At 41.7% G+C, this 20,143-nt stretch carries 22 protein-coding genes; 19 read left to right on the top strand and 3 right to left on the bottom strand.

Annotation, left to right across the window (positions count from 1 at the left end):
- The first annotated feature begins 81 nt into the window (after nucleotides 1-81).
- Together BTO21_RS16875 and BTO21_RS16870 are read left to right on the top strand one after the other, a co-directional pair.
- A complete protein-coding gene (locus tag BTO21_RS16875; protein ID WP_105026927.1) occupies nucleotides 82-903 on the top strand; it encodes a hypothetical protein in 822 nt (273 codons plus the stop codon).
- 305 nt (nucleotides 904-1,208) lie between these two features.
- Entirely contained in the window at nucleotides 1,209-1,421 is a 213-nt protein-coding gene (locus BTO21_RS16870) for a VF530 family protein (protein ID WP_045028511.1), read from the top strand.
- 79 nt (nucleotides 1,422-1,500) lie between these two features.
- Here the strand turns inward: BTO21_RS16870 and BTO21_RS16865 are convergent, their stop codons facing one another.
- Together BTO21_RS16865 and BTO21_RS16860 are read right to left on the bottom strand one after the other, a co-directional pair.
- On the bottom strand, nucleotides 1,501-2,745 hold the full coding sequence (locus BTO21_RS16865; RefSeq protein WP_045028509.1) for an NAD(P)/FAD-dependent oxidoreductase: 1,245 nt from the start codon (nucleotides 2,743-2,745) through the stop codon (nucleotides 1,501-1,503).
- Between the two features lie 22 nt (nucleotides 2,746-2,767).
- Nucleotides 2,768-3,868, bottom strand: a complete 1,101-nt coding sequence (locus BTO21_RS16860; RefSeq protein WP_269780695.1) for a methyltransferase — start codon at nucleotides 3,866-3,868, stop codon at nucleotides 2,768-2,770.
- 246 nt (nucleotides 3,869-4,114) lie between these two features.
- Here BTO21_RS16860 and BTO21_RS16855 point away from each other — a divergent pair, with 246 nt between their 5' ends.
- The 17 genes from BTO21_RS16855 (at nucleotide 4,115) to BTO21_RS16775 (ending at nucleotide 19,697) form a co-directional block, all read left to right on the top strand.
- Nucleotides 4,115-4,852 carry a beta-ketoacyl synthase chain length factor gene (locus BTO21_RS16855; protein WP_045028506.1) on the top strand — a complete coding sequence of 246 codons (738 nt, stop codon included), beginning with the start codon at nucleotides 4,115-4,117 and terminating at the stop codon, nucleotides 4,850-4,852.
- The gene (locus BTO21_RS16850; RefSeq protein WP_373455609.1) at nucleotides 4,801-5,631 is read left to right on the top strand and encodes a lysophospholipid acyltransferase family protein; all 831 of its coding nucleotides are present in this window, start codon (nucleotides 4,801-4,803) and stop codon (nucleotides 5,629-5,631) included. Before BTO21_RS16855 ends, BTO21_RS16850 begins: the two co-directional genes overlap by 52 nt.
- Nucleotides 5,632-5,675: 44 nt before the next feature.
- Nucleotides 5,676-5,933: a phosphopantetheine-binding protein gene (locus BTO21_RS16845; protein WP_045028505.1), complete on the top strand. Its 258-nt coding sequence runs from the start codon at nucleotides 5,676-5,678 to the stop codon at nucleotides 5,931-5,933.
- Nucleotides 5,934-5,938: 5 nt separating this feature from the next.
- Entirely contained in the window at nucleotides 5,939-6,196 is a 258-nt protein-coding gene (locus tag BTO21_RS16840) for an acyl carrier protein (RefSeq protein WP_045028503.1), read from the top strand.
- A gap of 5 nt (nucleotides 6,197-6,201) precedes the next feature.
- Nucleotides 6,202-6,765 (top strand): COG4648 family protein, encoded by a 564-nt coding sequence (locus BTO21_RS16835; protein ID WP_065192962.1) that lies wholly within the window; start codon nucleotides 6,202-6,204, stop codon nucleotides 6,763-6,765.
- Nucleotides 6,766-6,803: 38 nt separating this feature from the next.
- Nucleotides 6,804-8,204 (top strand): AMP-binding protein, encoded by a 1,401-nt coding sequence (locus BTO21_RS16830; RefSeq protein WP_045028501.1) that lies wholly within the window; start codon nucleotides 6,804-6,806, stop codon nucleotides 8,202-8,204.
- A 15-nt stretch (nucleotides 8,205-8,219) separates the two neighbouring features.
- A complete protein-coding gene (locus BTO21_RS16825; protein ID WP_045028500.1) occupies nucleotides 8,220-8,591 on the top strand; it encodes an ApeI family dehydratase in 372 nt (123 codons plus the stop codon).
- Nucleotides 8,588-10,276, top strand: a complete 1,689-nt coding sequence (locus BTO21_RS16820; RefSeq protein WP_045028498.1) for a glycosyltransferase family 2 protein — start codon at nucleotides 8,588-8,590, stop codon at nucleotides 10,274-10,276. The genes BTO21_RS16825 and BTO21_RS16820 overlap by 4 nt, the downstream gene beginning before the upstream one ends.
- Nucleotides 10,266-11,822: an HAL/PAL/TAL family ammonia-lyase gene (locus BTO21_RS16815; RefSeq protein WP_045028497.1), complete on the top strand. Its 1,557-nt coding sequence runs from the start codon at nucleotides 10,266-10,268 to the stop codon at nucleotides 11,820-11,822. Before BTO21_RS16820 ends, BTO21_RS16815 begins: the two co-directional genes overlap by 11 nt.
- 98 nt (nucleotides 11,823-11,920) lie before the next feature.
- The gene (locus tag BTO21_RS16810; protein WP_045028495.1) at nucleotides 11,921-12,361 is read left to right on the top strand and encodes an acyl-CoA thioesterase; all 441 of its coding nucleotides are present in this window, start codon (nucleotides 11,921-11,923) and stop codon (nucleotides 12,359-12,361) included.
- A gap of 13 nt (nucleotides 12,362-12,374) precedes the next feature.
- On the top strand, nucleotides 12,375-13,043 hold the full coding sequence (locus BTO21_RS16805) for a LolA family protein (RefSeq protein ID WP_045028582.1): 669 nt from the start codon (nucleotides 12,375-12,377) through the stop codon (nucleotides 13,041-13,043).
- Complete coding sequence (locus BTO21_RS16800) at nucleotides 13,027-15,420, top strand: MMPL family transporter (RefSeq protein WP_045028494.1); 2,394 nt, start codon at nucleotides 13,027-13,029, stop codon at nucleotides 15,418-15,420. Before BTO21_RS16805 ends, BTO21_RS16800 begins: the two co-directional genes overlap by 17 nt.
- A 1-nt stretch (nucleotide 15,421) precedes the next feature.
- Complete coding sequence (locus BTO21_RS16795; protein WP_045028493.1) at nucleotides 15,422-16,030, top strand: DUF3261 domain-containing protein; 609 nt, start codon at nucleotides 15,422-15,424, stop codon at nucleotides 16,028-16,030.
- Nucleotides 16,031-16,046: 16 nt separating this feature from the next.
- The gene (locus BTO21_RS16790) at nucleotides 16,047-17,285 is read left to right on the top strand and encodes a beta-ketoacyl-[acyl-carrier-protein] synthase family protein (protein WP_045028492.1); all 1,239 of its coding nucleotides are present in this window, start codon (nucleotides 16,047-16,049) and stop codon (nucleotides 17,283-17,285) included.
- Nucleotides 17,278-17,739: a hotdog family protein gene (locus BTO21_RS16785; protein WP_045028491.1), complete on the top strand. Its 462-nt coding sequence runs from the start codon at nucleotides 17,278-17,280 to the stop codon at nucleotides 17,737-17,739. Before BTO21_RS16790 ends, BTO21_RS16785 begins: the two co-directional genes overlap by 8 nt.
- 9 nt (nucleotides 17,740-17,748) lie before the next feature.
- Nucleotides 17,749-18,474, top strand: a complete 726-nt coding sequence (locus BTO21_RS16780) for a 3-ketoacyl-ACP reductase FabG2 (RefSeq protein ID WP_045028490.1) — start codon at nucleotides 17,749-17,751, stop codon at nucleotides 18,472-18,474.
- Nucleotides 18,471-19,697, top strand: coding sequence for a beta-ketoacyl-ACP synthase (locus BTO21_RS16775; protein ID WP_045028489.1), 1,227 nt, complete (start codon nucleotides 18,471-18,473; stop codon nucleotides 19,695-19,697). Before BTO21_RS16780 ends, BTO21_RS16775 begins: the two co-directional genes overlap by 4 nt.
- 79 nt (nucleotides 19,698-19,776) lie before the next feature.
- Here the strand turns inward: BTO21_RS16775 and BTO21_RS16770 are convergent, their stop codons facing one another.
- Nucleotides 19,777-20,142, bottom strand: coding sequence for a SpoIIAA family protein (locus BTO21_RS16770; RefSeq protein ID WP_045028488.1), 366 nt, complete (start codon nucleotides 20,140-20,142; stop codon nucleotides 19,777-19,779).
- Between the last annotated feature and the right edge of the window lies 1 nt (nucleotide 20,143).

Below are 20,143 nucleotides of genomic sequence, written 5' to 3'. Positions count from 1 at the left end.
TTAGAATTTGAAAAGGTTAAAATGCAACAAAAACAAACCAATAACGCAACAAATTAAACAACAAATTAAACAACAAATAATATGAAGAAAAATACCAACACCTTTATTTTGCAAGCCCGAAAGTGCCACCAACAGCAGTACAGCTACGCTTTTTTTGATTATAAAAACGCCAAAACAAAAAGCACGATCACTTGTTCGATCCATGGAAATTTTGAACAAAGACCCGATGTTCACCTTGCAGGACATGGTTGTCCGGCCTGTTCTGGTAAGCTAAAGATGACGATTAGTGCATTTATTGAACGAGCAAAAGCTATCCACGACAACAAATATACTTATGAGGAATTTATATATAGCGGGACATTAACGAAAGGGATTATCAGCTGTCGAATACATGGGAAATTTGAACAACGTCCGAATGCGCACCTTGCAGGAAAAGGATGTCCAAAATGTGCACATTCCTACCATTATTCACAATCTGTCTACATAGAAAAAGCGCACAACATTCATCATCACCGTTATTGCTATGATCATATTATCTATGTTGGTGCACTCAAAAAAATAGACATAACTTGTCTTATTCATGGCGATTTCACTCAACGTGCTGATGCACATTTACGTGGTTCAGGATGCCCTAAATGTACGAAAAACAATCAAAAGAAGACCACAAAACACTTTATCGTAGATGCAAAAAAAATTCATGGTAACCGATATAACTATTCATTATTTGAATACCAGACTATGCGAATAAAAGGCATCATTATTTGCAGTCTCCATGGCGAGTTTTCCCAATTACCAGCCAACCATCTGGCGGGAAATGGCTGCCCTAAATGTGCTTTAGAACGCAGAAAAAAAACCAAAACCACGACTAAAAAATCACCCTTAAAATTATTACTATCGTACTAACGACTAATATAACTTTCAGTGCTGATTTTTATTGATACTCATTATCAGCATCTAGGAATATATACTTTAAATAATAAGCCATAATTATATTATTCTGATAAACAGCAACATCAATAATAAGCACTCTCAGCATTATCATTAATAATTGTTGGTTTGAGTTTTATATTCCGTTTATCTACTCTATATTGATGCTGACGATAACTCTTTGTCACCCATAAAAACAACATTGGGGATCATGCCATTGTCAGTTACACTAAGCACTAATAACTAAGTATCTTAAATTAGTCACTTAAACGGCATACAGCATGACTCAGAAAAATAATCCGCTACACGGCATCACCTTAGAAAAAGTATTGATTGAACTTGTCGAACATTACGGTTGGAACGAACTAGGCGCACGGATTAACATTCGTTGCTTTAATGATGATCCGAGTATCAAGTCAAGCCTCAAGTTCTTACGTAAGACTGAGTGGGCACGTACTAAAGTTGAAAGCTTATACCTTGATATGCATCGCTAATCATCAGATCTAAAAAAGCCGCTACATTCATCACTCGTTGAGTTGAAAATGTAGCGGCTTGTTCGTCTTAAGCTCAGGATTAATCAGCGCATAAGGCGGCAACCACCGCTAATCGCCGTTGTGATTGAGTAACAAAGGGATTATTAGTATCCCATGCATAGCCCGCTAAAATTGCACAAATCATCTGTTTGATTTTAGGATCAGGGTTGGAATGGAAAATCACAGTTTGCAATTCACCGGAATACCACCCTTCCACATAGGTACGAAAAGTATCAACCCCCACCATCAGTGGCTCAGCGTAATCACGTTGCCAATCGATACTCTCACCAGCAAATGCGCGTGTTAATACTCCCGCTGCCAATTGCGCCGATTTCATTGCAATGGTCACTCCAGAAGAAAATACCGGATCTAAAAACTCCCCTGCATTGCCTAACAAAGCGTAATTAGCCGTTGCCAGTTGAGTCACATTGGCAGAATAACCACTAATGGTTGCAGCACTCGTTGGATACTGGGCATCAGCTAAAACGGTTGCCAATCCCGGCTCTTCATTAACCAGTTGTTTTAACACAGCAAGAGGATCATCACCATAGCTAGCTAACCATTGTGGTGGCGCAACCACACCTAAAGAGCAAGTGCCATTACTAAATGGGATCAACCAGTACCATACATCTGCAGAGTGTGGATGAACTGAGATTAAAATCTTATTACGATCATATTCAATCTCACAGTGGTTACTATCAATGTGATCTGTCACATGACAAAATATCGCTTGTCGAGGTGGCAAATGTGATGGTTTTTCTAAATCCAATAACTGCGGTAATACCCGCCCAAAACCACTCGCATCAAGCACAAAATCCGCTTCTAACATATATGGCTGTTGCTGCTCGTCAGTCACTGTCAGTATTGATTTCCCCTCAAGGCATTCAATCGCCTCAACCGTATGCTCATAACGAAGCTCTACCCCTTGAGCAACGGCTTCATCGGCTAATACTTTATCAAAGTGTCCACGTTGTACTTGATAGGTTGTTCCCGCCCCAGGCGTAAATTTATCGTTAAAATCAAACGCGGTATAACGATCTTGATAACGAAAAGCTGCCCCATCTTTAAACTGAAATCCTGCGGCAGTAACGGCATCTAACATGTTTGCTTGCTCAATGACCGCCATACAGGCTGGCAATAAGCTTTCACCAATTGAAAAACGCGGGAAAGTACTTTTTTCTAATACAATCACATCAATCTGTTGTTGATGTAATAAAGCAGCCGCTACTGAACCTGAAGGGCCAGCACCTATAATAACCACTTGCGTACGCTGTTTTTGATTCACAATCGCTATCCTTACGCTAAATTTATCCAGCTTGCAGCGTGAGTAACGTATGACCGAGGCCAATATCGTCTTCACGTTCAACAACAGTAAAGCCTGCTTCTATGACAAGCTCTAAAAAATCTTCACTACGATAAAAACGACTATTACCGTTCGCTAAACAAGTAAAATATAACGAGGTTGCATTTAAACAATAAGAAGCCGCCTCATAACGTTGAGCATCCCAAAATAACTCTAAAATATAGACTTTGGCATCGAGGCTCATCGCTTGTCTAACACGACGTAAAATACTAAGAATTTCCATTGGAGAGAAACAATCTAAAAATTGACTCATCCACCATACATCAGCACCTTGTGGTAATGCTTGGGTGCGATCAAGCATATCGACAGGATGACCTTTAATACGATCGGCAAATCCAGCCTGTTCGGCATTGGCTGTTGCAACTGCTATTTGTTGTGGCAAATCAATAATGGTGACTTCAACATCTTGGTTATGCTGACAACATTGAAGTGCCCATTTACCCGTATTACCACCAATATCAAAAATTCGTCTTGGTTGGTGAGTAAACACTTTGTTTAATAATAGCGGAAATGAACGATCAGAATAAAAATGATCAAATGCAAACCAACTTTGTTTTGCTTGTTCAGGTAATTGCGATAATCCTTGATAGATAGTTGACCAATCCCCCAATTCTTTAAGCCCTGCAGGCTTGCCTTGCTGAATGGATTCGGTTAAATGCATCATAGCGGCATAACAAACGTCAGCAGTAAAATCCATGTTGGCATTAGTCATACCATCATGTAATAAAAAATAGCCAAGGTTAGCTAAACAATATTTGTCTTGTTGCCAAGTCACAATATAGGCACTTAACGCCATATCTAATAAGACCTTAACACCATACTCTGGCACTTGAGTGGCCGCTGCAATTTGCTCAGCATTCAGTCCTTCTTTACCTGCATCATCCAATACTTGTAATATATTCACATCACGCAATGTACGAGCCGTATGAAAAACAATCGGTGCAAAAGCTAATTTTTGAGCTTCCGTTTTTGCAGCTAATGCATTAAACGGATCTTTAGTAAAACGACTCACACGGCACCTATTTTGAAGGAAATAAGAAGACATAAAATTCAGCAACTATTCTAACGAGCTACTATCGAGAGATACTGTTTTAAAACAAACAATATTAATAATTACACATATATCAGCAACCTAACTAAAACAACTAATAAAAACACCAATAAAAGTTAAAAGATTTATTCTAAAATCATATATTTCCCAGCTATCTGATTGATTTAATGATAAACTTTATCAATATATGTATTAATTCTTACTCAACATTCTGATTATTTTGTTGTTTGTGTGGAGCCTATGAATACGATTCACTTCAATATTGACCATTGGATTGCCCTTGTTCCGGGTTTAACAACCCTTGATGATTGGCAAACTTGGGCTAACAACTCACAACTCATCGATCCTCAGCCACCAGCAGCCGATAAAATTCCACCGATGATGCGACGCCGCATGAGTCCTCTCAGTAAATTGGCACTCCAAGCGGCAATAACGATCACTGAAACCAATAATATCGATTATATTGTGTTTGCCAGTCGTCACGGCGAGTTACATCGCACCGTAAACTTAATCAAAGATATAATAAATGGTGATGATGCTTCACCGATTGCGTTTTCACAGTCGGTGCACAATACCGCAGCTGGCTTATATACGATTGCCACCCACCAACCGATCGCCGTAACGTCATTAGCGGGCGGTGAAAACACACTCCATATGGCATTGATTGAAACTGGGTGCTATCTCTCTCAGCATCCACACCATCGCGTATTGATAGTCGATTTTGATCAACCTTTACCGAATGAATATCAGCACTTTGAGCAGCATCAATACCCAAGTTTTGCATTAGCAATGGTGATCTCTTACGGTGATAATAATCAATTATGCTGGCAATCGACTCCGCAAGTCGACCGTGAACGTCATCCTAGTGTCGATTGCTATCCGCAAACATTAACGGTTATCAAGCACCTTGCTAATAAAGATAGTCAATGGTCGATTCATTCTCAAACCCAACAATGGCAGTGGCAGCATCAATCATGAGTACCCTATCAATCACACAACGACTGAATAAAAGCTGGCGTATTATTGCAACAGCCGGATGCTTCTGCTTTTTTGGTTTAGGTGCGCTGGTACTGACGTTTATGGTCTTTCCTGTCATATCACTACTGACCCCTCAACGTCAGCAGCGGGAAATGAAAGTCCAGACTATTATTCAACGTGCCTTTCATTTTTTCTGTCGCACGATGCGTTTTGTAAAAGTAATTGATTATCGATTTGATAACTTAGCGGCACTACAAGCAGATAGACACTGCGTCATTGTTGCCAACCACCCAAGCTTAATTGACTATGTCTTAATAGCGTCGCAATTACCCCAATGTGATTGTCTAGTGAAAGCAACAATCTGGCATAATCCCTTTATTAAAGGTATTGTTAAAGCCGCCGGCTATATACCCAATAAAGATCCTGAGGGATTGCTAACTGCCTGTAATCAACGTTTACAGCAAGGTAATGTATTACTAGTATTTCCAGAAGGGACGCGTACAACACCTGCTATAACACCAAAATTACAGCGTGGTGCAGCACAAATAGCCGTGCGTAGTCAGGTTGATATCCGTGTTATTCATATAACCGTCACACCGAGCTTTTTAACTAAAGAGCAAAAGTGGTATCAAGTACCCGATCATAAACCCTTTTTCTTAATTGAAATAAAAGACAAACTGAATATAGCATCGTATTTAGCAGCAAATAGCTCGTCTACAACGGCGGCTCGGCAACTCAATAAACATTTAACCAGTGCTATTTTTCCAACCAACGTTTGACAACAATTGATGCTGTCATTAACCCTCAATAACAAGCAGGTAACATGGAACAACTACATACAGAATTAAAAACGTTGATTATCGATGTATTAAATTTAGAAGATATTGGTGTTGAAGATATCGATACTGATGCGCCACTTTTTAACGATGGTTTAGGGTTAGATTCCATTGATGCCTTAGAGCTTGGACTTGCGATAAAGAAAACATACAATATTGTTATTGATGCTGATGACACTAATACTCGTCAACATTTTGCGTCAGTGGCTAATCTTGCTAATTACATCTCACAGAACAAAGCGTAATCATTATGACTCAAATTAATAACGACCAGATTTTTGACCAAGTTCAAACACTTTTAGTTGAGCTGTTTGAACTCGATGCTAACGATATCCATCTAGACTCACACCTTTATCAAGACCTTGATCTCGATAGCATTGATGCAGTTGATCTGGTTGTACGTTTACAAAACTTCACGGGCAAAAAAATCCAGCCTGATGAATTTAAAAATGTTCGTACGGTTAATGATGTCGTTATCGCCGTTGCAGATCTGCTCAAGGCTAAATAATGATAATGCGTCTGCTAACAATATTGTCAGCATTAGCCCTGATAGCTTACCCCGTCGCGGTTTATTACGGCATTAATCGTTGGGGAATAACGACTGTCGGTGCTTTGCTGGCGGTGTTTTTTATTGTCCGCATCATCGCAGCTAAGCAGACGCAACTAAAAGAGCTTAAATATATTGGCTGGTTAAGTGGTGGCGTTGGCATAACCTTGATCTTATTAGGCACATTGTTTCGTCAACAAGGGCTACTGCTCTATTACCCTGTGATCGTCAATATCTTGATGCTAGGACTGTTCAGTAGTAGCTTGTGGCAACAGCAAAGTTTAATTGAACGCTTAGCGCGATTACAAGAGCCTGATTTACCTGCAAGCGGTGTCCGTTATACCCGTAATGTTACTAAAATATGGTGTGTTTTTTTTATTATTAATGGCGCAATTGCATTAATCACCTGTTTTATGCCCCTGCATATATGGACACTTTACAATGGCTTTATCAGTTATCTCTTAGCAGGAAGCTTATTTGGTATCGAGTGGTTATGTCGCCAATGGTTTCGTCATAAACACGCTCAATAAGTAAGTACTAACTTTCACTAAACCACTTGAGAACGGTTATGCATATAGTAACACCCCCTTCTGCTTTAACCTCATTATCGACCTTAATGCAGCGCCCTACTCATCATCAACATAACGTGGCAATCAATGGTGAAACACAACACACATGGCCTCAATTTCGAGCGCATGTTTTTAGTTTAAGCCAACAATTAGCCCTGACTGAACAACCGCGTTTTGCCATTTGCTGTCACGACAGTTATTTGTTTGCAGTGGCATTTATGGCGGTTATTTATGCTAACAAACAGTTAATTTTACCGAGTAATCATCAGCCCGCAGCACTAGCTGAATTAGGCTCACATTTTGATGTGTTATTACATGATGCGGGTCTACATGTTCCCCCATCAGTAACCACCATCAATATCAATGCCTTGCTCAATACTCAGGAGAAAATGCCGCTATCTAACATGACATTTTCTCCATTGTCCCTTGCTGATATCAAACTGACCTTGTTTACTTCTGGTTCAAGCGGCACGCCCAAAGCGATTATCAAAACCCTCGATTTATTGGATAACGAAATCGCTCAACTTGAGGCTATTTGGGGGCAACAATTACAGCAAAGCCATATTTGTAGTACCGTCTCCCATCAGCATATTTATGGGTTATTATTTCGAGTACTGTGGCCGCTATGCCGTGGTCGTAGTTTTGATTGTTTTAATCTCGATTATCCAGAACAAGTGGCAGCACAGGCTGCATCAAATAAAGTATTGATCAGTAGCCCTGCGCTATTAAAGCGCTTACACATTGATGTTGCCTCTACACCTTATAACGCTATATTTTCATCCGGTGGTCCATTACCATTTGCAGCCGCTCAACATTGCCAGCAATTATTAGGTCAATTACCGTTTGAAGTATTTGGAAGTACCGAAACAGGAGGGATTGGTTATCGCCAACAGCAGCAATCAACCACACCATGGCAGCGGTTTAAGGTAGTTAATATTGCTCTTAATGCCGAACAGTGCTTAAAAATTTGTTCACCTTTTGTTGACCCTCAGCATTGGTATCAAACTTGTGATCACTGTGTGTTAATTGATGCTGATCATTTTGAACTTAAAGGCCGTACTGATCGGGTGATCAAAATAGAAGAAAAACGCATATCGTTAACTGAAATTGAACAACGATTATGCCAATTACCGTGGATTGAAGAAGCCGCAGTACTGCCATTAGAACAACAGCAACGGTTACAAATCGCTGCGGTGATCACCCTTACCGCACAAGGTATTGAGCAATTAGATCGCATTGGAAAAGGTAAGTTTTGGTTACTCTTACGCCAACAATTACGCCAATGGATTGAACCAATTGCCATTCCTCGCCGTTTTAGACCAATTGCAGAGATCCCATTAAATAGTCAGGGAAAACGGCTGATGCGCGATCTTGAAAACCTGTTTAATGACCATAACTAATAAGTAATAACAATAATGAACAGAAAATCACCAACCTTACTTAGCAGCCATATTGTTGATCACCATGCGGTTATTACCTTATGTGCCGATCATCAATTAGATGATTTCAAAGGCCATTTTTCAACATTTGCGCTATTACCTGGAGTCAGTCAAATTGATTGGGCTGTCCATTTTGCCACCCTTTATTTCAGTGATATGCCCACAGAATTTAAAGGCATGGATGTGGTGAAATTCCAACAACCTATTTTACCAAATACTATTATAACCCTGACATTAGATTGGGTTATCGATAAACAAAAATTACACTTTAGTTTTAGTTCATTAACGCCTGAAAATGAAAAAATCATCCACTCATCAGGAAAAATAACCATGGGGATAACAGCATGAGTTGGTTCCACCCATGCTTTATTATTCCTTGTTATAACCATGGTCACACAGTGCCTGCAGTTATTGATGCATTACAACATTTTGCTTATCCAATTATTGTTATTGATGATGGCAGTGATCCCATAACCAAAAATATTTTAACGCAACAAGCACAAAGACCCTTGGTTGAAGTAATTACCTTAGCGCACAATCGGGGTAAAGGTTATGCGGTGATGACGGCGATTAAGCATGCCGCTAAACAAAATTATAGCCATGCTATTCAAATAGATGCCGATGGTCAGCATGACTTAACCACCGTTAATGATTTACTGACCGTCGCTCATCAACACCCAACAGCGCTTATTTCAGGCAAGCCAATTTACGATGATTCGATCCCTAAATCTCGCTTATACGGTCGTTATATCACCCATTTTTGGGTCTGGATTGAAACCCTGTCATTGACAATCAAAGACAGTATGTGTGGCTTTCGTTGCTACCCTATCAATCCAATCATGAAAACCTTAAATCAGCATAATTTCAGCCATCGAATGGAATTTGACACTGAAATTATGGTGCGATTTTATTGGAATAACGGTGATATTCGATTCATTGATACCAAGGTGATCTATCCTGAAGGCGGTATCTCACATTTTGATGCACTATGGGATAACATCAAAATCAGTTGGATGCACACCAAATTATTTTTAGGAATGTTGCCTCGTATCCCCACATTATTAAAACGTCATCAAGCAAGATCACAACACTGGTCAAGTCATGGTGAGCGCGGTACGGTTTTGGGGATCAAACTATTACTGGCTATCTATACCTTATTAGGCAGAAAAGTCGTCAATGGATTATTAACATTGGTGATTGGTTATTACTATTTAACCAGTAAAACGGCTCGTCAAGCTTCAGAACAATACTTACACCAACTACAAACTTATGCCGAACAACAACAGTTGCCATTACCTGAAAAACTCACAACATATCGCCACTTATTATCGTTTGGGCACACGACACTCGATAAACTGGCAGCATGGAAAGGGGATTATGATGCTGATAATCTCACCATTCATGGTCAACATCACTTTGATAACATTGTTGCCAGTCACCAAGGCGTTGTGATTCTTGGCTCGCATTTAGGTAATCTTGAGTTATGTCGCGCGTTAAGCCAACGCCATAAAAATATTAAAATTAATGCGTTAGTGTTTACTGAGCATGCGGCACATTTTAATAGTGTCCTTAAAGCCGTTAATCCTGATTCAAATCTCAATCTGATCCATGTTAATCAACTCGGTGCCGATACTGCCATTATGCTTCAGCAGAAAGTTGAGCGAGGTGAATGGGTGGTGATTGTAGGCGATCGTACCTCAGTTGCGAATGAAAAGCGGGTCGGATGGGCTAATTTCCTTGGCCAAAAAGCACCATTTCCACATGGCCCTTTTATACTGGCAGCGGTACTTAAAACCCCGGTTTATCTGTTATTTGGGCTACGTGACGATAGCCAATCCATCCCCCATTTTAATGTGTATTTTGAACCTTTTAGTGAGCAAATAACGTTACCACGCGCCACCCGTAATGCCGTATTGCAAACCGTTGTTGAACACTACGCAACTCGCCTTGAGCACTACACGCTACAAGCGCCATTACAATGGTATAACTTTTTTAACTTTTGGCAGCTTAGTGAGAAAAAAAATGACAAATAATTCACAGACAATACCGCAACAAACGATCCGCTTTGGCGCAGAACGCCTTACCATTGAAGATGTGGTCGCCATTAGTCATGGCGCTGCTGCTGAAATGAACACTGATAGTGCATTTACCAGCAAAATAGATCGTGGGGTTGCCTTTCTTGAACGATTATTAAAAGAAGAAGGGGTGATTTATGGGGTAACAACCGGTTATGGTGATTCCTGTACTGTGGCGATTCCAACCCACCTTGTCGATGATCTTCCCCTAAATCTTACCCGTTTTCATGGCTGTGGTTTAGGCGAAGATCTTGACCGTCAACAAGCACGTGCCGTATTGGCAACCCGATTATGTTCACTGTCTCAAGGGGTATCTGGTGTTGGTCATCCATTACTCAACCAAATTGTTACTTTGATCAATCATGATATTAGCCCTCGTATTCCTCAAGAAGGCTCGGTTGGTGCCAGTGGTGATTTAACCCCGCTGTCTTACCTTGCCGCCACATTGATTGGCGAACGTGAGGTTATTTATCAGGGCAAAATTCGCCCAACCGCTGATGTATTTGAAGAACTAGGTATCACCCCAATAAAACTTAAGCCAAAAGAAGGCTTAGCACTGATGAACGGTACCTCAGTAATGACCGCTTTAGCGTGTATTGCTTATAAACGTGCAGAATATTTAGCCCAATTAGCGACGAAAATTACCGCCATGGTCTCGGTTGGAATTCAAGGCAATGCGTTCCATTTTGATGAGGCACTGTTTGCGGTAAAACCACACCCAGGACAACAACAAATCGCCAGTTGGTTGCGATCTGATCTTCAAGCTGAGCGTCCACCGCGTAACAGTGATCGTTTGCAAGATCGCTATTCTCTACGTTGTGCGCCTCATGTTATTGGGGTACTACAAGATAGTCTGCTATGGCTACGCCAGATGATTGAAAATGAACTCAATAGTGCCAATGATAATCCTATTATCGACGGTGATAACGAGCGCGTACTGCACGGCGGACACTTTTATGGCGGTCATATTGCGATGGCAATGGATACCCTTAAAACAGCTGTAGCCAATATTGCCGATTTACTCGATCGTCAAATGGCACAACTGATGGACTATAAGTTCAATAACGGGCTGCCTTTTAACTTAACCGGCGCAACCGGTGAACGTAAACCAATTAACCACGGCTTTAAAGCGGTTCAAATTGGTATTTCAGCATGGACAGCAGAAGCACTGAAACACACCATGCCGGCAAGTGTGTTTTCACGCTCAACCGAATGTCACAATCAAGATAAAGTCAGCATGGGTACGATTGCTTCTCGTGATTGTTTACGAGTATTACAGCTAACAGAACAAGTGACTGCGGCATCATTATTAGCCGCAACTCAAGCGATTGAATTGCGTAAACGTGATGATCAACTTAATGACACTAATATCAGCCCAGCATTACAAGCCATGCAACAAGCAGTATTGGCTGAGTTTGAATTGGTAATTGAAGATCGCCCATTAGAGCACGATTTACGTCACTTCATTAGCAAGATCCAACAACAATATTGGTCTTTATATTGATCGTTAACGATCTATTAACTAACCATTGATCACCAACGGTCTTGAGCAGTGTTCAAGATCGTTGGTTTATTAGTGCATCCATACGGATTACGTCATTTATGAACCAAGAAACTTCACCACCATTATTAACCGCAGAGCTGACGCTAACCACGCTTTTTCAAGATGCCGATCCGATGGGCGTTATCTATCACGGTAACTACTTCCGTTTTTTTGAAGAAGTTCGCCGCTTATTAATGGAAAAGATTGATTATAGTTATCACCAAATGCAAGCTTCTGGCTATCTATGGCCTATCATTGATACGCGCGTAAAATACGTTAAACCGATTCCTTTTGATCACAAAATTCGCATCACCGCCACACTCACCGAATGGGAAAATAGACTGCGGGTTGATTATATTATCTATGATGCAAACACCAATATACGAATGACAAAAGGCTATACAATGCAAGTTGCTGTCGGCATTGATAATCACGAAATGTGTTTTGTTTCACCTACAGTTTTTACTGATAAAATAAAGGCTTGGCATGATAATCACTAATTTAACAACCGTTATGTCTCAAAAAAAATGGTGGCGAGGAGCTATCTTGTGTATCGCATTTGCTTGCAGCAGTTTGTCAGCCCAAGCCATGACCCTCAATGAACTTCAACAGACTCTTTCTACTACCAAAATTGTGCGTGGTGATTTTAGTCAAAGCCGAACCATGGCGATGTTTAACCAACCGTTAGTCTCTAATGGTACATTTATTATTGCTGAGAATAGCGGCTTATGGTGGCACCAAACCGCCCCGATGGCAGTATCGTTAGTGTTAACCCAAGATAAACTCAGTCAACAATTTGATAACCAACCAGCCCAAATTATTACGGCCGCGCAAAACCCAATGGTGTTTTATTTTAGTCATATTTTTCTGGCACTTTTTAATGGTGATACTGCAGCGTTAAATCAGCAATTTAGCTTAAAACTGACGACATTACCCCCAGAGACTGACACTACCGATACTCACACCCATACTGCGACGAAAAAGCAGTGGCAATTAGTGTTAACGCCCAAGCAAGCACCATTAAATAAAGTCTTCACTACCATCACCCTCCAAGGTGGTAAGTTCATTAATCAGCTCACTTTGGCTGAAATTCGTGGCGATAAAACGGTGATTACTTTTAGTCATCAACGCACGACACCATCAACACTCACCACAGAAGAAAAACGTGTTTTCCAATTCTAACCTTAGTCGTTTATGGCTGTTGATTATGCTGCTGTTAGTTGCCGCTTTAGGCTACCAATTGACAGCACATAAACAACTACCAATCGAAACCAATATTCTGGCGTTATTGCCACAAAATGATCAAGATCCTGCGGCACAACAAGCCTTTGATCATATCGCCACCAGCATGAGCAATAAGGTGGTATTTTTAGTTGGCAGCCCTGATCGCGATACGATGATCACAGCAACAGAGCAGTTTAGTCATCAGCTTGCTAAACTGGGATTGTTTGCCACTATTGATGCAAAAATGAGTCACAGCCAACAGCAAGCATGGGCGCAATTTTATTATCCCAAACGGTTTCAGCTGTTAACGCCACAACAGCAACAACGGTTAGCACATAACCCTCAACAACAAACAACTCAAGTATTACAAGCGCTATATAATCCCTTTTCTGGCGTTACAGGTGCTGAGCTTGAACATGATCCGTTTCTATTATTTCGTGACTATTTAACCCAATTAAGCACTCAAAGTGGTCACTTCAGTCTTGATCACGGTTTTTTAACCACCAAATATCAGCAGCGTCATTACGCATTGATCAGTGCTGAACTCGCAGGCTCTCCGTACAGTGTTAAATTACAACACCAATTACCTGCGCTAGAAAAATTACAACAACAGCTCATCAACCACTATTCTACTGCCACTGAGAAAGTGGATATCTTACATACTGGGGTGATTTTTTATGCCGCTCACGGTACCCAAAGTGCTGAGAAAGAAATCAGTACTATCGGTGTAGGATCACTGTTAGGGATCATCATTTTATTGGTGGTGGTCTACCGCAGCCCACTTCCCTTAGTATTAGCTTTATTATCAATTAGCTGTGGTTTAATTGCTGCGTTTGTCGGCACTGTCGCCATTTTTGGCAAAGTACATCTATTTAGTTTAGTGTTTGGTGCTAGCCTGATTGGGGTCTCGATTGACTATGCATTTCACTATCTCACCGATAGATTAGCCGCAGGAAAAGATTGGGATCCACACCAAGGGCTCAGGCATATTTTCGTCGCCATTAGCTTAGGTCTGATTACCAGCTTAATTGGTTATCTGGGAATGTTAGTCGCGCCTTTCCCAGGGCTACAACAATTATCGTTGTTTTCAGCAATTGGTCTTACTGCCGCTTACGCAACGGTTGTATGTTGGTATCCAACCTTAGCCTCAAAGCCATGTTCACCACGACCACTACCTTGTCGGCAATTACTCAACGGCTGGTTACAATTGTGGCATCAACCTCTCATTCGTTGGTGGGTACCATTAATATTGGCTGTCGTTTCTATTCTAGGGCTATTTCATATTCGCTATGATGATGATATTCGCCAGCTCCAAGCACTACCACAACAACTCAAGCAACAAGAGGCAACCATTAAAGCGATCACGGGTGTTAGCAGTGGTCAACAAATGCTCTTGGTTAAAGCTAAAACAGCACAAGATCTATTAATTAAATTAGCGGCTGTCGATCAACAACTCAATGAGTTAGTAATTACTCACAAACTTGATAGCTACCAAAGTATCGGTCATTATCTACCTTCAATTGCGACCCAAAAGCATAATTTCGAATTAGTGGAGCAGTTATATCAACAGCAAGGTTCTGTGCTGGATAAGAAAATTAAATTAAGCCACCCACCACAATTTACTGCGACGTTCCAACCATTAACTATCGCTGAATATTTGGCCTCACCCGTCTCAAAACCACTGCGTTTTACTTGGCTTGGTAACATTCAAACAACACCATCGTCTGTATATGGAGCGGTCATTTTACTGTCTGGCGTCAATCAACTCAGTGCGATAAAACAATTAGCCGCGCAAGATAGTCAATTAAGCTACCTTAATAAAGCCGATGAAGTATCACATCTTTTTGGGCAATATCGCCAACGGGTCACCGAACTATTAATTGCAGCAACATTGGTAATTTTAGCGTTATTAGTCTGGCGCTACAGGCTCAAAAAAGGTCTGCAAATGATCATGCCGTCACTAATTGGAGGTTGTGCCGGGATTGCAATCACCGCGATTAGTGGCACGTCATTAAACTTATTTAATTTACTGGCGCTGATATTAATTTTGGGAATCGGCATTGATTACAGCCTCTTTTTTGCTGAATTAAAACCAACGGATAACAATCATCACCGCCGTTCAACGCTATTAGCTATCACATTATCCGCATTAACGACCGTATTATCCTTTGGATTGTTAGCGTTAAGTGCCACTCAAGCGATTCATAGCTTTGGGATTACAGTACTGACAGGGATCATTATCGCATGGTTACTTGCCCCGTTAGCCATGACACCATCGTCCTTAAACATATCAAGCGCTACATCGAACAGCACATCAAATAAAGGAGTTAAATAACATGCAGCATTGGAGCTTACATCGCCTTGGTTATCGCTGGTTACTGCCATTGCTCACCTTATTAGTATCAGGGTGTGCAACGGTGCAGGCTCCGCAGGGTAATCAAGTCAAGATTGCGCCTAATACGGTGGTTACTTTACCCACCCCTGCGCAATTGGGTTATTCACTCACCGCCAGTCAGTTGATCACCGCAACATGGCAACAAACAAGCCATCAATTACCGGCGCAATTACAAGTTACTCCACAAGCATTAGCACTGGCGGGGTTTTCATCATGGGGCTCACGGATCCTCAGCTTAGATTATACCCATCAGCATATAACCACCTATGTGATGCCAGGCTTAGGTTCAACATTACCAGAACCTAAGCAAGTCTTGTTCAATATGATGCTCACCTTGTGGCCACTTGAAGCATGGCAACAACCGCTGCAACAAATAGGTTGGCAGTTAAAACAAACGCCATACCAACGTCAACTTATCGACAATAACGGTGCGATTGTGGCTAAAATTGATTATCAAGATCTCAATAGATTGACGGGGACAATCACGTTTACCCATTACCAGCCAGATTACACTATCACCATAAAAACATTACACTATCAGCGTCAATAACCTCGTACGAGATTTTATGAACAATAATCAAGTCACAACCCCAGTCTATATTCGCGGCTGTGGTTTCCATTCCGCACTTGGTGCGACGCCAGAACAGATCCAACACCGTTTGGTGCAAGGATTTAGCCCCGACATGCGTACCGTGTCTGATTGGCTAAATGATGGGAGTACAACCGTTATTGGTCAAGTGACAGCCCCATTAACGGCGATTAATGAGCAACAATATCCACATCAAAATACGGCTAACAATCGTCTTGCACTGTCAGCATTACAGCAAATAAGCCCCCAAATACAGCAAGCGATTACCCAATATGGCGCTGATCGTATCGCGGTGATCATTGGTACAACAACCTCAGGGATCAGTGATGGCGAACACGCATTAGAACAATTAGCAGCACAAGGTCACTTGCCTGAGGATTATCATTATCATCAACAAGAACCAGTGAATACAGGGCAATTCATTGCTGATTACTTTGGTCTAACCGGATTGGTTTACACCATATCAACCGCCTGCTCCTCCAGTGGACGCAGCTTTTTATCGGCAAAACGGTTATTAAAAGCAGGCTTAGCCGACGCGGTTATTGTCGGTGGTGCTGATACCTTATGTCGACTCACACTCAATGGTTTTCATGGTTTAGATTCACTCTCTTCTGAGCGTTGTAATCCCTTCAGTGCTAATCGTAATGGGATTAATATCGGTGAAGCCGCTGCATTTATGTTGTTAGCACTTACACCTGCTATCTCAGAGAAAAAACAATCATTGCCATCACAACAACAACCACAAATTGCTTTTTTAGGTGGTGGCGATAGCTCTGATGCGTATCATATTTCAGCGCCCCACCCAGAGGGCAATGGCGCAGAAGTGGCAATGCGAAATGCATTAGCTGATGCGGGTTTAGAACCTGATGATATTGGCTACATTAATGCCCATGGCACCGCGACACCACTGAATGATGCTATGGAAGCCAAAGCCATTGCTCGAGTGTTCGGCAATCAGGTCGCAGTCAGTTCCACCAAACCATTAACTGGGCATACACTCGGCGCAGCCAGTGCAGTAGAGGCGGCTATTTGTTGGTATATGCTGGCTTATCAGTTACCGTTACCGATACAAATAAATGACGGGCACCAAGATCCATTACTGCCAATCACGCTCGTCAAACAACCGTTACCACTGACGACATCTGCCGTCCTAAGTAATTCATTTGCTTTTGGCGGTAATAACATCAGTTTAATTTTTGGATACGTTAATGACTAACACCCCACCACTGGCACAATTACTGCCCCATGATGCACCGATGATATTAATTGATGAACTCATCAATGTTGGGATGGAAAATGTACATTGCCAAGTGACAATCAGATCCGATAATCTCTTTTTTAATAAACAATCTCAGAGTGTTGCTGGCTATGTGGGTATTGAACTAATGGCACAAACCATTGCGAGTTGGTCAGGCTATCACGCATGGCAACAAGGTAAATCGGCACCGATTGGGTTCTTACTCGGCTGTCGTCGCTATCACAGTGAGTGGTCGCAATTTAATCAAGGGGTCGTACTTGATATTCATGCTGAACGCTTAATGCAAGACAACAACATGGCTGTTTTTAGTTGTAAAATCATCCATCAGCAACAAATTATTGCTAGTTGCCAACTCAATGCGTATCTTCCTTCTGAAGAAAAAATTGCAACCCTGCTTAACACCAAACAATAGGAATACTTCATGACTCGACAGGTACTGGTTACAGGTGCTAGTAAAGGCATTGGACGTGCAATCGCGATCCAATTAGCACAAGATGGGTTTACTATTGCAGTACATTATATGAGTGATCAAGCAGGTGCAGAATCAACCCTAGCCACTATTATCAGTGCGGGCGGTCAGGGACGAATCATTCAGTTTGATATTAGCAATCGCGAACAGTGCCGTCTGCATCTTGAACAAGATATTGCCGACCATGGTGCTTACTATGGGGTGGTCAGTAATGCAGGCATTACCCGCGACACCGCTTTTCCTGCGATGACAGAGCAAGAATGGGACGGGGTTATTCATACCAATCTTGATAGCTTTTATAATGTCCTTCATCCATGTGTGATGCCAATGGTGCAACTGCGTCAAGGTGGTCGTATTGTTACACTCTCTTCCGTGTCAGGCATTACCGGTAACCGCGGTCAAACCAATTACAGCGCTGCTAAAGCCGGTATTATTGGCGCGTCAAAATCCCTCGCGCTTGAACTGGCTAAACGTAAAATTACTGTTAACTGTGTCGCGCCAGGGTTGATTGATACCGGAATGGTCGATGAAGAAGTCAAACAGCATGCACTGCCCCAAGTGCCTTTACGTCGTATGGGCGATCCCCAAGAAGTCGCAGGGCTAGTCAGTTATTTAATGTCTGATATTGCTGCTTATGTAACTCGCCAAGTTATTTCTATTAATGGAGGTTTAGTATGAGCCGTCGCGTTGTTATCACAGGCATGGGTGGGGTAACTGCACTGGGTCAAGATTGGTTAACCGTCGAAAAAAAATTACGCGAGGGTGAAAATGCGGTGCGCTATATGGAGAATTATGCCCTTTATGAGGGTTTAAATACCAAACTTGCCGCGCCAATTACCGATTTTGAGGTGCCAAAGCATTATACTCGTAAGCAATTACGTGCTATGGGACGCGTATCAAAATTAGCAACGGTCGCTAGTGAAAATGCCCTAACCCAAGCAGGTTTATTAGGTAATGCTATTTTGACGAACGGCAGCACCGGGATTGCTTACGGCTCATCAGTAGGTAGCACTCCCGCCATTGGCGCATTTGGTACCATGCTTAATGATAAAACCACCAAAGAAATCACCGCCACCACGTATGTCCAAATGATGCCACATACAGCTGCGGTTAATGTAGGATTATTCTTTGGATTACGCGGTCGTGTGATCCCTACCAGCAGTGCATGTACCTCTGGCAGCCAAGCAATTGGCTATGCTTATGAAGCCATCAAACATGGCTATCAAACTGTGATGGTTGCAGGGGGCGCAGAAGAGCTATGTCCAACAGAATCGGCCGTGTTTGATACTCTATTTGCAACTAGCCTTAAAAATGACGCCCCTAAAACCACACCGCGTCCATACGATACTGATCGGGATGGATTAGTGATCGGCGAAGGTGCAGGCTCGTTAGTATTAGAAGAATATCAACATGCCTTAGATCGAGGCGCAACTATTTTAGCGGAAGTGGTGGGTTTTGCGACCAATTGTGATGCGACCCATATTACCCAGCCTCAACAACAAACCATGCAGCAATGCATGACAATGGCCTTGCAGCAAGCACAATTACAGCCACAAGATATTGATTATATTTCAGCCCATGGCACAGCAACAGAAAAAGGCGATATTGCTGAAAGCCAAGCCACTGCCAATATATTTGGCAATCAAACCCCGATCAGTACCCTTAAAAGCTACTTTGGGCATACTCTTGGAGCATGTGGCGCGATTGAAGCCTGGCTCAGTATTGAAATGATGAACAATGGCTGGTTTAATCCAAGCTTAAATTTAGACACCCCAGATCCACGCTGCGGTGAGCTTGATTATATTCAAGGCCAAGGTCGAAATATTGATTGTCGTTACATCATGAGTAATAATTTTGCCTTTGGTGGCATTAATACTTCGTTGATTTTTAAGCGACTATAACATTAATAACGGTATCCCTTGGTACAAGGATCGCTTAATATGTGATTGATACCAAGGGAATTTTAGCCACCAGCATGTGTTATTGTTGTTGTAAGAACATAATAGCTTGTGGCTTTTCAGCAAAGGTAAAGTATTGAATATCAATATTACGAAAGAGCGCATCTTCCACTTTAACGACTTTTTCGATCCAACTAGCATCCGTAACAACGGCAACTTGCTTAATATGCTTTAAACCCGCATGAATGATATATTTTAATTCTTCAACAATTGCGGCCAATTCAATCCCAGAAAAGCTTTCAATTTCTTCGTAAATCACAATTCCACCGTGATCAACAGTTTTAGCTTCTGCATCCATCAATACACGCTTCATGTCATCTTGTGTCATTTTACCTGATAACGTAAAAGCAACAGCATTATCAATGCCAATATCAATCATGGTTAACATA

The organism is Photobacterium phosphoreum, from assembly GCF_002954725.1.
Classification (GTDB): domain Bacteria; phylum Pseudomonadota; class Gammaproteobacteria; order Enterobacterales; family Vibrionaceae; genus Photobacterium; species Photobacterium phosphoreum.
The sequence above is the reverse complement of the archived record's forward strand: the minus strand, read 5'-3'. Positions and strand labels throughout refer to the sequence as shown.